Consider the following 12,528-nt stretch of genomic DNA (forward strand, 5'->3'; position numbering starts at 1 on the left):
AAGGCGGTGCGCTAGTGTCGCACGAGGCCCGCGCGGCGCAGGCGGCGGCGGGACCAAAACCGCCCGCAGCCTGCGCCCGGCAATGGCCGGATTAGCCGGAAACTATTAGAAATCAAACTTCTAATGAATTATCATTAAGCCTTTGCTGGCCCATCAGCTTCCCCATTTTCGTTCGCCATGGCTTTGCTTCCTATCCTTCATTATCCCGACCCGCGCCTGCACAAGAAGGCCACGCCGGTTGCGGTGGTGGATGACCGCATCCGGAAACTGGTGCGCGACATGGCCGACACCATGTATGAAGCGCCCGGCGTCGGCCTGGCGGCTACGCAGGTCGACGTGCACGAGCGCGTGGTGGTCATCGATGTCTCTGAGGCCGGCACCGAACTTCGCGTGCTGATCAACCCCGAGATCACCTGGAAAAGCGACGAGCGCCAGACGTACGAAGAAGGCTGCCTGTCGGTGCCGGGCATCTACGACGAGGTCGAACGCGCCGCGCGTATCCGCTACCGGGCGCTGGACATCGACGGCAAGCCGTACGAGGCCGAGGTCGACGGCCTGCTGGCGGTGTGCGTGCAGCACGAGCTCGACCATCTGGATGGCAAGGTGTTCGTCGAATACCTATCCAACCTGAAGCAGACCCGCATCAAGACCAAGCTGAAGAAGGCCGAGCGCGAAGCGCTGCGGGCCTGATCCCCATGCGCCTGGTTTTTGCCGGAACGCCGGAATTCGCCCGTGTCGCGCTTGATGCGCTGCTGGCCGCCGGCCACGATATCCCCCTGGTCCTGACCCAGCCCGACCGGCCGGCCGGCCGTGGCCTGAAACTGACGCCCAGCCCCGTCAAGCAGGCCGCCCTGGCGGCCGGCATCGCGGTGGCCCAGCCCCGCAGCCTGCGGCTGGACGGCCGCTATCCCGATGACGCCGCGCAGGCCCGGCTTCAACTGGAACAGGCCGCCCCCGAGCTCATGGTGGTGGCCGCCTACGGCTTGATCCTGCCTTCCTGGACATTGGCGCTGCCGCCGCGCGGCTGCCTGAACATCCATGCCAGCCTGTTGCCGCGCTGGCGCGGCGCCGCACCGATCCAGCGCGCCATCGAGGCAGGCGATACGGAAACCGGCGTGACCATCATGCAAATGGACCAGGGCCTGGATACGGGCGACATGCTGCTCGAGCACCGCGTGCCCATCGGGGCCGAAGACACCGCGGCGCAATTGCACGACGCGCTGGCCGCAGCCGGCGGCCAGGCCATCGTGCAGGCACTGCAGGCCTTGCAGGCCGGGCGCTTGCCGGCCCGGCCGCAGCCCGCCGACGGCGTGACCTATGCCGCCAAGCTGGACAAGGCCGAAGCCGCGCTCGATTGCACCCAATCCGCCACGCTGCTGGCGCGGCGGGTGCGCGCGTTCAATCCGGTACCGGGCGCCACGCTGCGCCTGCCCGGGCTGGACGATCCCGTCAAAGTGTGGCGCGCGCAAGCGCTGGAATCGCCGGTGGCCGCTGCCCCGGGCAGCGTGCTGCACGCAGGCACCGAAGGCATCGACATCGCCACCGGCGCGGGCGTGCTGCGTTTGCTGGAATTGCAGAAAGCCGGCGGCAAGCGCCAGCCCGTGGACGTGTTCGTGCGGGGCTGGCAGCCTGCCGCTTGATGGGGCGCTGCGTACCGCCCAGTCGCGCCGCTTCCGGATTCCTGTCAATACAAGGTATCGCGCACCCGCCCTGGCAGGGCACGGTCATACGCTTCGCCGTCGAACGTGCCGGCACTGAGGTCGGCCAGGATGCGTCCCGCGGTGGGCAGGCCACTGCGCTCGACCTGCGTGGCAGGGTCCCATAGCGCCGAACGCACCAGCGCGCGCGAGCACTGGAAGAACACGGTTTCCACTTCGATAACCAGCACTGAGCGGGGCGGCTTGTCTTGCATGGCGAAGCACGCCAGCAGCGCCGGATCGGTGCTGATGCTGGCGCGGCCGTTCACCCGCAGGGTCTCGCCCACGCCGGGCACCAGGAACAGCAGCGCCACGCGCGGATCGGCCAGAATATTGCGCAGGCTGTCGATGCGGTTGTTGCCGCGCCGGTCGGGGATCAGCAAGGTCTTGTCGTCGGCCACGGTCACGAAGCCGGCGGGATCGCCCCGGGGCGATGCGTCCAGCCCGGCGGGGCCCACGGTGGCCAGCACGGCGAACGGCGCTGCCTCGATGAAGGCGCGGTAGTGCGGATGCACGTGATCCACTTCCTTCATGATCGATGCTTCGCTGGGTTGGCCGTACAGGGCCAGCAGGGCGTCGGGGTCGGTGATGCGATGGGCGTCGTCGATATGCATGGTCGGGTTCAGGCTCAGGCTCGCGTCAGGATGGCCGGCAGGGCGGCCACGGTCAGGATGAGGTCGTCGGGGGCGTGGGTGCTCAGCGCGTCGGGGTGGTTGTAGCCCCAGGCCACTGCGGCCGCGCGTACGCCGGCCTTGCGCGCGGCATCGATGTCGCGCATTTCGTCGCCGACCAGGACGCAGCGCTGCGGTGCCACCCGGTGCCGCGCCAGCAGGCGCTTGAGCTTGGCGGCCTTGCCGAACATATCGGTACCGCATTCGAAGTCGTCGAACCACTGCGTGGCCTGCGGGCCCAGCACCCGCTGCACGTTGGCGGCCGAATTCGAGCTCACGACCGCCAGGCGCAAGCCCGTGGCGCGCACCTGCGTCAGGGCGTCGGCCATGCCATCGAACAATCGCACGCCGGGATCCATCTCGCGCATCAACTGGCGCACGTGCGCCATGATGGCCGGCATTTTCCACAATGGGATGCCCAGGTATTTCAGGATCTCGTGGGCGCTGCGCTGGCGTAGCCGGGCCCGTTCGGCCGCGTCGACTTTGCGAAAGCCGTATTTGTCGGCCACGCCATCCAGAATGGATTCGAACCAGGGCAGGGTGTCGGCCAGCGTGCCGTCGAAATCGAATGCCGCAAGATCGTATTTCAAGCAGTTCCGTCCACCGGGTAAGCATCGCGGTCGGCGCGGCGGATCCAGTGCATCACCGGCGCCAGGGCCTCGATGGGCGGGGCGCTGTTGACCACGCGTTGCGCATCGGTCCAGGGGTAAGGCAACGCCGTCAACCAGCCAAAGACGGCCGGGGCGGTGTCGGCGGGCAGGCTCTGCATGGCTTCGATGGTGATCGTCAGGCGGCGTGCCAGGTGCGGCGAGGCCTGGAATTCCCATTCGTAGCAGCCACAGCCCACGCGTACCTGGCCGGTGGCCTTTTCGGTCATGCCCACGAACCAGTCACAGATGTAGTCCGGCAACACCGCGTCTTCGCCCGGATGGTCCAGGTAGAAGGTGAACACGTTCTCGTAAGTCTGGCCGAAAGTGCGCACCAGGGCTTCGGTGATGGCGTCGAGGCCGCGGGCCTCGGGCGGAAAGGCGATGGCCTGGGTACGCAGCGTCATTTTCAGCACTGCGTCGGCGGCGAAGGCGCGCGCCATATAGAGAGGGCGGTTTTCGTCCTTGGCGTGAAGATAGTTTCGCATCAAGGACGCCGTACTGGCTGGGGTGACCGTGGCTGTTGGCATGGATGGCGAAGGTCGCGATGGACGAAGTTTCGGTGTCAGTGTTCGCCCGGATCGATCCACTTGGACACGGTGGGCGGCTGGTAGGCGGCGTATCGGTCCAGCAATGCGGCGGGCTGGCTTTCAACGACCAGCATGGCGCGATGCTCTGCGCGCATGAACGACTCTTGCACAGAATGATCCAGGAACCCGGCCAACTGGTCGTAGTAGCCGGCGATGTTCAGCAGGCCGCACGGCTTCTGGTGCATGCCCAGCTGGGCCCAGGTCCAGGTCTCGAAGATTTCTTCCAGGGTGCCGGCGCCACCGGGCAGCGCCACGAAACCATCGGACCGTTCGGCCATCATGGTCTTGCGTTCGTGCATGGACTGCACCACGTGCAGCTCGGTCAGGCCGCCATGGCCCAGTTCCTTGCGCATCAGCGGCTCGGGGATGATGCCGATGACACGGCCTCCTTCGGCCATGACCGCATCGGCCACGATGCCCATGATGCCCACGCTGGCGCCGCCGTATACCAAACCGATATCGCGCCGCACCAGTTCGCGGGCCAGCTCGCGCGCGCCATCGGCGTACGCGGGAATACGGCCGCCATTGGAACCGCAATAAACGCAGATGTTCTGTAGTTTCATGATCGAAAGATATGCACCCGTTACAAAATACATCGAACGCCTGCCTGGCGTTCAGTAACTAGTTTACGCAACTTGGCGGCCCCGCCCAGGACGGGCGGGGCAATGTTTGGACACAGCGTGGGCACGGCGGGGTCTATACACTGGGTTGGCAGGCGCACTGGGCGCCGTAGTCGTCTTGCCCTATGCCACATAACAAGGAGCCAGCGATATGCAACAAGCTACCCCCCAAATCAAGTCCGCCAAAGGCGCTTCGTTCAACATGGACGTGGCCGCGATCCGCGCCAAGGCGCGCCAGGACATCGAATCGGGTGCCGTCACCGACGGCTACCGCGCCGATCGCGAAACGGTGCTGAAGCTGCTGAACGAGGCGCTGGCCACCGAAGTGGTCTGTGTGCTGCGCTACAAGCGCCACTATTTCATGGCCCGCGGCCTGAACGCCGAGCCCGTGGCAGCCGAGTTCGCCGAGCATGCCACCGAGGAACTCAGCCACGCCGACCGCATTGCCGAGCGCATCGTGCAACTGGGCGGCGAGCCCAACCTGTCGCCGGTGGGCCTGCTGGAGCGCAGCCATTCGGAATACGTCGAGGCCCATACGCTGAAGGAAATGATCAAGGAAAACCTGATCGCCGAGCGTATTGCCATCGACAGCTATCGCCAGATGGTGGACTACGTGGGCGACAAAGACCCCACCACGCGCCGGCTGCTGGAAGAGATTCTAGCGGTCGAGGAAGAGCACGCCGACGATTTGTCGGACTTCCTCGCCAAGAATTAAAGCGGTGTGCCGGTGTCAGGCGGCCGCAGGCAGCCTGACACTGAGGCATCCGGCCTCAGACTGAGTCGCCGTACAGGTCGTATTCGTCGGCGCCGGTGACGCGCACGCGCACCATATCGCCCGGCCGCAGCGTGCGTTCGCTGCTGACATACACGTTACCGTCGATCTCGGGCGCGTCGGCGCTGGAACGGCCCACCGCGCCATCGGCGTCCACTTCATCGATCAGGACGTCGATATCGCGGCCCACCCGGGTTTGCAGGCGTGCCGCCGAGATGGCCTGCTGGTGCGCCATGAAGCGGTCCCAGCGATCCTGCTTGATGTCGTCGGGCACCGCGCCGGCCAGTTCGTTGGCGGGCGCCCCATTGACGGGCGAATACTGGAAACAGCCGACACGGTCCAGTTGCGCCTCGCTCATCCAGTCGAGCAGGTACTGGAAATCTTCTTCCGTTTCGCCCGGGAACCCCACGATGAAGGTCGAGCGCAGCGTCAGGTCGGGGCATTGCTCGCGCCAGCGCTTGATGCGCGCCAGGGTCTTGTCTTCGAAGGCCGGGCGCTTCATGGCCTTCAGGATGCGCGGGCTGGCATGCTGGAACGGGATGTCCAGGTAGGGCAGGATCTTGCCCTGTTCCATAAGCGGGATCACCTCGTCGACGTGCGGGTAGGGATACACATAATGCAGGCGCGTCCAGGCGCCCAGTTCGGACAAGGCCGCACAGAGCTCGGTCATGCGCGTCTTGACCGGCCGGCCATTCCAGAACCCGCTGCGGTACTTCAAGTCGACGCCGTAGGCGCTGGTGTCTTGCGAGATCACCAGCAGTTCTTTCACGCCCGCCTTGACCAGGCGTTCGGCCTCGTTCAGGACATCGCCCACCGGCCGGCTGACCAGGTCGCCCCGCATCGACGGGATGATGCAGAAGCTGCAACGGTGATTGCAGCCTTCGGATATCTTCAGGTACGCGTAGTGGCGCGGCGTCAGCTTGATGCCCTGCGGCGGCACCAGGTCGACATACGGATTGTGGTCGGTCTTGGGCGGCGCGGCGCGGTGCACCGCGCGCACGACTTCTTCGTACTGCTGCGGGCCCGTCACTGCCAGCACGCTGGGGTGCACATCGCGGATGACGGATTCTTCGACGCCCATGCAGCCGGTGACGATGACCTTGCCGTTCTCGGCGATGGCCTCGCCGATGGCTTCCAGCGATTCGGCCTTGGCGCTGTCGATGAAGCCACAGGTATTCACGACCACCACGTCGGCGTCGTTGTATTCGGGCGTGACCTGGTAGCCTTCGGTGCGCAGCTGGGTCAGGATGCGTTCGGAGTCGACCAGGGCTTTCGGACAGCCGAGGCTGACGAAACCCACTTTTGGAGTATGGTTTTTGTGATCCGTTGAATTAGAAGGGGTTTTCATGTGGGCTTCCGTGTGTGGCCCGGACCGAGCGAAGTGGGGTGCCCAGAGATACGAAGCCAAACTCAAATTTTAGCTTGTCGCAGAATTCCGGGCTGTGTGATGTCGCGGACATTGGGTTGGATACCGCGTTAGCCCCTACCTGACGCAGGCAGCCAAGCATTTATCTGACCGGTCATTTCTAACAAGGCCGTGGCGTGTGTCAGCCAATCGCCAGCCGAACCGGTTTCCCAACCCGGCTCAACATCTCTACCAGCGTGTCGATGGTGAACTTCGCTGTCTTCTTGTTCACCACATCAGACACACGCGGGCGCGACACCATCAGGATCTCGGCGGCCTCGGCCTGCTTCAAGTGATGCTGCGCAATCCACTCGGCCAACTCCGACATCAGTTGCTCTTTGAGCAGCCGCGTGTCGTTGATTTGCTGGCGCGAAGCGGCTTGCAGCCGCGCGGCTTCCTCGGCCGGGAACCCCAGTTCGCGGAACAGGTTCGTGCCCGGTTTCGTGACATGGCGAATGTCGGTGTCGATTTTCATGGCCTGTCTCTTCTTGCGTTGACCACGGCACGATAGCGCGCCGTGGCGATGTCCTTGTCCCGCGTGCTGGTCGCTTGTGTCTTCTTCTGAAAGCAGTGCAGGACATACACGGCTTCCTCGAACTTGGCGACGTACATCACCCGGAAGATGCCGCTCGCGTCGCGGATGCGGATCTCCCGCGTTCCGGCACCCACGTCATCGAACGGCTTCCAGTCCTCAGGCTCCAGGCCCGCCTGGACCTTGCTCAACTGGAAACCGGCATCTCGGCGCGGATCGTCGGGGAATTTAACGAGGTCGTCGTAGGCGGATCCAACCCAATGAATCTCCTTCTCGTGCTGCATACGCCAAATATGTATAAAATTTTATACAAATACGCGCCGAGCGTAAAGGCGGACGCCGCTTATTGGGCGTAGCCAGTTGTGCGCCGGTGGTCATCATGTGTCCTCATTCTAGGATGGCCCCTGCAGGTAAAAACCTTCTGCGGACAAATCCATCCTATTCAAAGCCCTTGATCGAGCAGATGCTGATGAGCCTTTGAGTTCAGGTAGAGATGCGCTTTGCCGACCCCAGGCCGGCGGGGGCTACGGCCCGCTGCGCCGGTACAGTGCCAGGGTGGCGGCCATGCCGATCAGCGCGCCGCCGCACAAGCGGTTCATCCAGCGCAGGCCACCGCTGTTCAGGGCCCGCATCATGCGCGCGCCCAGTAGCGCGTAGGCCAGCATGGCGGCCAGGTTCAGCACCGCCAGGATGGCCGCCAGCGCCAGGTACTGCGGCAGCAGCGGCGCGGCCGGCTGGATGAACTGCGGTAGGAACGCCGACATGAACAGCAGCGCCTTGGGATTGGTGATGGCGACCAGGAAGCTGCGCAGGAACAGGGCCTGCACGCCCGGGGCGGCGGTGCCGTGCCGGCCCGGCAGGGCGGCGGCCGCATCGGTGCGCAGCAGGCGCCAGCCCAGGTAGGCCAGGTAGGCCGCGCCGGCCCATTTCAGTACCTGGAAGGCGGCTTCCGAGGCCGCCAGCAGCACGCCCAGCCCCGAGGCCACCACGGCCACCAGGATCATGTCGGCCAGCACGGCACCCACCATGCCCCAGGCGGCTGCGCGCACGCCGTGGTACGAACCGTTACTCATGGCCAGCAGCACGGTGGGGCCGGGCGTGGCGATGGTGATGCCCGAGGCCAGGGCGAACAACAGCAGGGTGGCAAGCGTCATGGCGAACAACGGCAGGCTGGCGGGTTTGCAAGGGGCGCCTCCAGTGTGAGGCGTCGCGGCGGATTCGTCCAGTCAGCGGCTACCATAGCGGGGTTGCATCACCGCGTAGCTTTCCATGCCCCTGCTTTCCCCTGCTTCAGGTCTTTCTGATTCTCCGCCGCCCCGGCCGGCGCTGTCAGCCGTGCTGCTGGCCGCCGCCGGCGCCGTGCAGGCGGTGGAAGACGGCCGTTCACTGACCGACGCCCTGGCCGGCGTGCCCCAGGCGCTGCGCCCCGCCGCGCAGGCAGTGTCGTTCCATGCCATGCGCCGGTTGGGCTGGGCCGGCGCCATCGCGCGCAGCCTGGTGCAGCGTTCGCCGGGGGCCTTGTTCGACGCGCTGCTGCAAGTGTCTTTGTCCTTGCTGTGGATGCCGCAGGACGAAGACGGCCTCGCCGAAGAGGCCCCCGCCGTGCCCGGCATGCCGGTCTATGCACCGCACACGGTGGTGAACCAGGCCGTGGCGGCCGCCGCCGGCCAGCGCGGCCTGGCGGCCTACAAGGGCCTGCTCAATGCCAGCCTGCGCCGCTTCTTGCGCGAACGCGCGACGCTCGAGGCCGCCGTGGCCGGCCAGCCCGAGGTGCGCTGGAACCACCCGGGCTGGTGGGTCGACCAGCTGAGCGCCGCCTACCCCGACCAATGGCAGGCCATCCTGGCCGCGGCCAATGTGCCGGCACCGCTGATCCTGCGCGTGAACCCGCGGCGCGCCACGCGCGACCAGGTGCGCCAGGCCTTGCAGGCCGCCGGCATCGCGGCCGAGCCGGTGGGCGAGGCCGGGCTGGTGCTGGCCCAGGCCCGGCCGGTGACGCAACTGCCCGGTTTTGCCGAGGGCTGGTGGTCGGTGCAGGACGCGGCCGCGCAACTGGCGGCCCCGCTGCTGGCGCCGCGCGACGGCCAGCGCGTGCTGGATGCCTGCGCCGCGCCAGGCGGCAAGACCGCCCATCTGCTGGAACTGGCCGACCTGGACCTGCTGGCCCTGGACGCCGACGCCGCGCGCCTGCAGCGGGTGGGCCAGAACCTTGACCGCCTGGGGTTGAGCTCGGGTCGCGTGACGCTGGCGGCCGCCGACGCGGCCGACCTGGATGCCTGGTGGGATGGCCGGCCGTTCGATGCCGTGCTGGCCGATGTGCCCTGCACGGCGTCGGGCATTGTGCGCCGCCATCCTGACATCCGCTGGCTGCGCCGCGCGCCCGATGTGGCCCGCACGGCCGCGCTGCAGGCCCGCATCGTGGATGCGCTGTGGCGCACCGTGGCCCCGGGGGGGCGGCTGCTGTATGTGACGTGTTCGGTGTTTCCGGCCGAAGGTGTGCGGCAGGCCGAGGCCTTTGCGCGCCGCCATGCCGACGCCAGGCGCCTGGATGCCCCCGGCCAATTGTTGCCTGTTGCTATTGGCGCAACACCCCGGGCCCAGCATGACGGCTTTTTCTATGCGCTGTTTGCCAAGCAGTCATGAATCGCCAAGAATAGCTGAATACCCCTGTCGAGTTACCAATATCGATGATTTCCCGCCTATGTTGTGCGCTACTGCTGGCATTCCTGCTGCTTCCCCTGGGGGCGGGCGGGCAGGCCTATGCTGATGAACCGCGCGTGACGCGTATCGAACCCCTCATCCGCGACGGCAAGCTGGAAATCAACGCCGAAGTCGATTTCCAGCTCAATGAGCAATTGCGCGACGCGGCCGAACGCGGGCTGCCCCTGTATTTCACGGCCGATGTCGTCATCAGCCGGTCGCGCTGGTGGTGGTTCGACGATACCGTGGTCGACGCCACCCTGACCTGGCGCGTGGTCTACAACGCCCTGACGCGCCAATGGCGGGCCGGCGCGGGCCAGTTGAGCCTGCCGGTAGCCTCGCTGGACCAGGCCATGGACATGGTGCGCCACATCCGGGGCTGGCAATTGGTCGATGTTTCCGAGCTCGATTACGACGTGTCCTATAGCGGGCAAATGCGCCTGCGCCTGGACACCTCGCAATTGGCGCGGCCATTCCAGGTCAACGCGCTCAACAGCAGCTCGTGGTCGCTGGCCACTCCGTGGACCGACTTCTCGTTCTCGCTGGCCGAGCCCCAGGATCCCTCATGAGGATGTTGCTGCGCGTTGCGCTGATCATCGGGGCGATCAGCGGACTGGCCCTGCTGGGCCTGCTGGCCTGGTCCACCGGCAATGCCTCGCGCTTCGCCCGTTACTACGACACCCTGCTGATCCTGAACGGCGTTTTCGCGCTGGCGCTGTTCATCTGGGTGGCGGCGCTGACCACGCGGCTGCTGCGGCAGATACGGCGCCGCCAGTTCGGCGCGCGCCTGACAGCCCGCTTTGCGCTGGCCTTCGCCCTGATCGGCGTGGTGCCGGGGGCGCTGATCTACACCGTGTCGGTGCAGTTCATGTCGCGCTCGATCGAGTCCTGGTTCAACGTGCGGGTCGACAGCGCGCTCGAATCGGGCCTGAACCTGGGGCGCGCGGCGCTCGATTCGCTGTTGGCCGACATGGATGCCAAGGCGCGCGCCATGGCGGCCGAATTGAACAACACGGCCGACCGCGATATTCCGCTGGCCCTGACCCGGCTGCGCGAATCCAGCGGGGTGCGCGATGTCATGGTCTTTACGGGTAGCGGCCGCCTGGTGGCGTTTTCCACCGACCAGTACGGCCAGTTGCTGCCCGAGATCCCGCCCGCCACGGTGCTGAACCAGTTGCGCCTGGGGCGCGGCTATTCGGCTGCCGAGGCCGATGACATCGACGTGGCCGGCGGCAAAGACCGGCTGTTGCTGCGCGTGGTGATCCCGCTGAGCGCGCCCGCGCGGTTCGAAAGCCTGACCGCGCTGCCGTCCGAGCCGCGCTGGCTGCAATTGTTGCAGCCCGTGCCCGAGCAGATTGCCGACAACGCCAATCGCGTGCAGCAAGGGTTCCGCGACTATCAAGAACTGGCCCTGTCGCGGCTGGGCCTGCGCAAGCTGTACGGCATCACCCTGACCCTGACGCTGTTGCTGGCGGTGTTCGCCGCCATCGCGGTGGCGCTGTCGCTGTCCAAGCGCCTGGTGCGGCCGCTGCTGCGGCTGGCCGCGGGTACCCAGGCGGTGGGCGTGGGCGATTACCGGCCGCTGCCCGAGCCGCCCGAGCGCGACGAAGTGGGCCAGCTGACCCGTTCTTTCAATGCCATGACACGCCAGCTCGATGAGGCGCGCCACATGGTCGAAAGCAACCGGCGCCAGCTCGAGCGCTCGAATGTCTACCTGGAAAGCGTGCTGTCGAACCTGTCGTCCGGGGTGCTGGTGTTCGACGAAGGGTTCCGCGTCACCACGGTCAACCAGGGGGCGCAGTCCATTTTGCAGGCCGACCTGCGTTCGGTCATCGGGCGGCCGCTGGAAACCGTGGACGGCATGCTGGAGTTCATCCAGGTCGTGCGCCAGGCCTTTGCCCAGCATGCCGCGGTGGGCTCGGAACGCCTGCATTGGCAGCAGCAATTCGAGATCACGCTGGCGCCCGCGGCCGATTCCGGCGAAGTGCAGCAACCCCTGACGCTGCTGGCCCGTGGCACGCACTTGCGCGTGGATGGCCGCGGCAACGGCTATCTGGTGGTGTTCGACGACATTACCGAAGTCATCTCGGCCAACCGCACCGTGGCCTGGGGCGAGGTGGCACGCCGTCTGGCGCACGAAATCAAGAATCCGCTCACGCCGATCCAGCTCTCGGCCGAGCGGCTGGCCATGAAACTGGCCGATCGCCTGCAGCCGGCCGATCGGCAGATGCTCGAGCGGTCCACCAATACCATCGTCAACCAGGTGGGCTCGCTCAAGCAGATGGTGGACGATTTCCGCGAATATGCCCGCACGCCGCCGGCCGTGATGCAATCGATCGATTTCAATGCCCTGGTGGCCGACGTGCTGGCGCTTTATGGCTGGGAACCCGGCGAAAAGACGGCCGCACGCCCGGGCACGCCGGCCTTGAACCTGGATGTCGAGCTCGAGCCCGGCCTGCCCAACATCGAAGGCGACCCCACCCAACTGCGGCAGGTCATCCACAATTTGCTATCAAATGCGCGCGATGCCATCGCCGAACAGGGCGAGCAAGGGCGCGTGCGCGTAGTGACGCAGTTGATGGGCGGCCCCGATGGCGAAGGCGAGGCGCAGCCGGCGGTGCGCTTCACCGTGGCCGACACTGGCCCTGGGTTCTCGCAAAAGGTCATGCAGCGGGCTTTCGAGCCGTATGTCACCACAAAGGCCCACGGGACTGGGTTAGGATTGGCCATTGTGCGCAAAATCATCGAAGAGCATGGTGGCAGAATCGATCTTGCCAACCGCAAGGAAGGCGGGGCGCGGGTCTCGATACTGCTGACCCGGCTGGCGTCCAGGGCCGTTACTATGGACGTGACCGCGCAAGAAAAGGATAATGCGGCTACGCAATAGGTGGATG

14 protein-coding genes are annotated in these 12,528 nt (G+C 66.1%); 6 read left to right on the forward strand and 8 right to left on the reverse strand.

Annotated elements, in window-relative coordinates; translation table 11 throughout:
• Positions 1–177: 177 nt before the first annotated feature.
• Both def and fmt read left to right on the forward strand, forming a co-directional pair.
• Positions 178–690 carry a peptide deformylase gene (def, locus tag KW845_RS21490; protein ID WP_218371346.1) on the forward strand — a complete coding sequence of 171 codons (513 nt, stop codon included), beginning with the start codon at positions 178–180 and terminating at the stop codon, positions 688–690.
• Between the two features lie 5 nt (positions 691–695).
• Positions 696–1,640, forward strand: coding sequence for a methionyl-tRNA formyltransferase (fmt, locus tag KW845_RS21495; RefSeq protein WP_218371347.1), 945 nt, complete (start codon positions 696–698; stop codon positions 1,638–1,640).
• Between the two features lie 44 nt (positions 1,641–1,684).
• Here fmt and KW845_RS21500 read toward each other — a convergent pair whose 3' ends face one another.
• Genes KW845_RS21500 through KW845_RS21515 form a run of 4 tightly spaced genes read right to left on the reverse strand, consistent with a single transcriptional unit; the run spans position 1,685 to position 4,168 of the window.
• Entirely contained in the window at positions 1,685–2,311 is a 627-nt protein-coding gene (locus tag KW845_RS21500) for a pyridoxamine 5'-phosphate oxidase family protein (RefSeq protein ID WP_218371348.1), read from the reverse strand.
• A 14-nt stretch (positions 2,312–2,325) separates the two neighbouring features.
• Positions 2,326–2,958: an HAD-IA family hydrolase gene (locus KW845_RS21505; RefSeq protein ID WP_218371349.1), complete on the reverse strand. Its 633-nt coding sequence runs from the start codon at positions 2,956–2,958 to the stop codon at positions 2,326–2,328.
• Positions 2,955–3,545 (reverse strand): hypothetical protein, encoded by a 591-nt coding sequence (locus KW845_RS21510; protein WP_218371350.1) that lies wholly within the window; start codon positions 3,543–3,545, stop codon positions 2,955–2,957. Before KW845_RS21510 ends, KW845_RS21505 begins: the two co-directional genes overlap by 4 nt.
• 35 nt (positions 3,546–3,580) lie before the next feature.
• Positions 3,581–4,168, reverse strand: coding sequence for a TIGR00730 family Rossman fold protein (locus KW845_RS21515; RefSeq protein ID WP_218371351.1), 588 nt, complete (start codon positions 4,166–4,168; stop codon positions 3,581–3,583).
• Between the two features lie 208 nt (positions 4,169–4,376).
• On the opposite strand from KW845_RS21515, the gene KW845_RS21520 reads away from it, so the two are divergent.
• The gene (locus KW845_RS21520; protein WP_218371352.1) at positions 4,377–4,940 is read left to right on the forward strand and encodes a bacterioferritin; all 564 of its coding nucleotides are present in this window, start codon (positions 4,377–4,379) and stop codon (positions 4,938–4,940) included.
• 55 nt (positions 4,941–4,995) lie between these two features.
• Here KW845_RS21520 and rimO read toward each other — a convergent pair whose 3' ends face one another.
• The 4 genes from rimO to KW845_RS21540 all read right to left on the reverse strand — a co-directional run bounded on the left by rimO (position 4,996) and on the right by KW845_RS21540 (position 8,088).
• Positions 4,996–6,345 (reverse strand): 30S ribosomal protein S12 methylthiotransferase RimO, encoded by a 1,350-nt coding sequence (rimO, locus tag KW845_RS21525; RefSeq protein WP_218371353.1) that lies wholly within the window; start codon positions 6,343–6,345, stop codon positions 4,996–4,998.
• A gap of 199 nt (positions 6,346–6,544) precedes the next feature.
• Positions 6,545–6,877 carry a helix-turn-helix domain-containing protein gene (locus tag KW845_RS21530; protein WP_218371354.1) on the reverse strand — a complete coding sequence of 111 codons (333 nt, stop codon included), beginning with the start codon at positions 6,875–6,877 and terminating at the stop codon, positions 6,545–6,547.
• Positions 6,874–7,218 carry a type II toxin-antitoxin system RelE/ParE family toxin gene (locus tag KW845_RS21535; protein ID WP_218371355.1) on the reverse strand — a complete coding sequence of 115 codons (345 nt, stop codon included), beginning with the start codon at positions 7,216–7,218 and terminating at the stop codon, positions 6,874–6,876. The genes KW845_RS21530 and KW845_RS21535 overlap by 4 nt, the downstream gene beginning before the upstream one ends.
• A gap of 240 nt (positions 7,219–7,458) precedes the next feature.
• The gene (locus KW845_RS21540) at positions 7,459–8,088 is read right to left on the reverse strand and encodes a LysE family translocator (protein ID WP_218371356.1); all 630 of its coding nucleotides are present in this window, start codon (positions 8,086–8,088) and stop codon (positions 7,459–7,461) included.
• A gap of 115 nt (positions 8,089–8,203) precedes the next feature.
• Here KW845_RS21540 and rsmB point away from each other — a divergent pair, with 115 nt between their 5' ends.
• The 3 genes from rsmB to KW845_RS21555 are packed head-to-tail and all read left to right on the forward strand — an operon-like array spanning position 8,204 to position 12,521.
• Complete coding sequence (rsmB, locus tag KW845_RS21545) at positions 8,204–9,577, forward strand: 16S rRNA (cytosine(967)-C(5))-methyltransferase RsmB (protein ID WP_218371357.1); 1,374 nt, start codon at positions 8,204–8,206, stop codon at positions 9,575–9,577.
• Between the two features lie 44 nt (positions 9,578–9,621).
• On the forward strand, positions 9,622–10,203 hold the full coding sequence (locus KW845_RS21550) for a DUF4390 domain-containing protein (protein ID WP_218371358.1): 582 nt from the start codon (positions 9,622–9,624) through the stop codon (positions 10,201–10,203).
• Entirely contained in the window at positions 10,200–12,521 is a 2,322-nt protein-coding gene (locus KW845_RS21555; RefSeq protein ID WP_218371359.1) for an ATP-binding protein, read from the forward strand. Before KW845_RS21550 ends, KW845_RS21555 begins: the two co-directional genes overlap by 4 nt.
• Positions 12,522–12,528: the final 7 nt, after the last annotated feature.

The organism is Bordetella sp. BOR01, from assembly GCF_019218885.1.
Classification (GTDB): Bacteria; Pseudomonadota; Gammaproteobacteria; order Burkholderiales; family Burkholderiaceae_B; genus Bordetella_A.

Excerpts from the sequence above, each read along its gene's own strand:
- def (WP_218371346.1), top strand. The coding sequence starts at position 178 with ATGGCTTTGCTTCCTATCCTTCATTATCCCGACCCGCGCCTGCACAAG.
- fmt (WP_218371347.1), top strand. The coding sequence starts at position 696 with ATGCGCCTGGTTTTTGCCGGAACGCCGGAATTCGCCCGTGTCGCGCTT.
- KW845_RS21540 (WP_218371356.1), bottom strand. The coding sequence starts at position 8,088 with ATGACGCTTGCCACCCTGCTGTTGTTCGCCCTGGCCTCGGGCATCACC.
- KW845_RS21530 (WP_218371354.1), bottom strand. The coding sequence starts at position 6,877 with ATGAAAATCGACACCGACATTCGCCATGTCACGAAACCGGGCACGAAC.
- rsmB (WP_218371357.1), top strand. The coding sequence starts at position 8,204 with ATGCCCCTGCTTTCCCCTGCTTCAGGTCTTTCTGATTCTCCGCCGCCC.
- KW845_RS21500 (WP_218371348.1), bottom strand. The coding sequence starts at position 2,311 with ATGCATATCGACGACGCCCATCGCATCACCGACCCCGACGCCCTGCTG.
- rimO (WP_218371353.1), bottom strand. The coding sequence starts at position 6,345 with ATGAAAACCCCTTCTAATTCAACGGATCACAAAAACCATACTCCAAAA.
- KW845_RS21510 (WP_218371350.1), bottom strand. The coding sequence starts at position 3,545 with ATGCCAACAGCCACGGTCACCCCAGCCAGTACGGCGTCCTTGATGCGA.
- KW845_RS21520 (WP_218371352.1), top strand. The coding sequence starts at position 4,377 with ATGCAACAAGCTACCCCCCAAATCAAGTCCGCCAAAGGCGCTTCGTTC.
- KW845_RS21535 (WP_218371355.1), bottom strand. The coding sequence starts at position 7,218 with ATGCAGCACGAGAAGGAGATTCATTGGGTTGGATCCGCCTACGACGAC.
- KW845_RS21515 (WP_218371351.1), bottom strand. The coding sequence starts at position 4,168 with ATGAAACTACAGAACATCTGCGTTTATTGCGGTTCCAATGGCGGCCGT.
- KW845_RS21555 (WP_218371359.1), top strand. The coding sequence starts at position 10,200 with ATGAGGATGTTGCTGCGCGTTGCGCTGATCATCGGGGCGATCAGCGGA.
- KW845_RS21550 (WP_218371358.1), top strand. The coding sequence starts at position 9,622 with ATGATTTCCCGCCTATGTTGTGCGCTACTGCTGGCATTCCTGCTGCTT.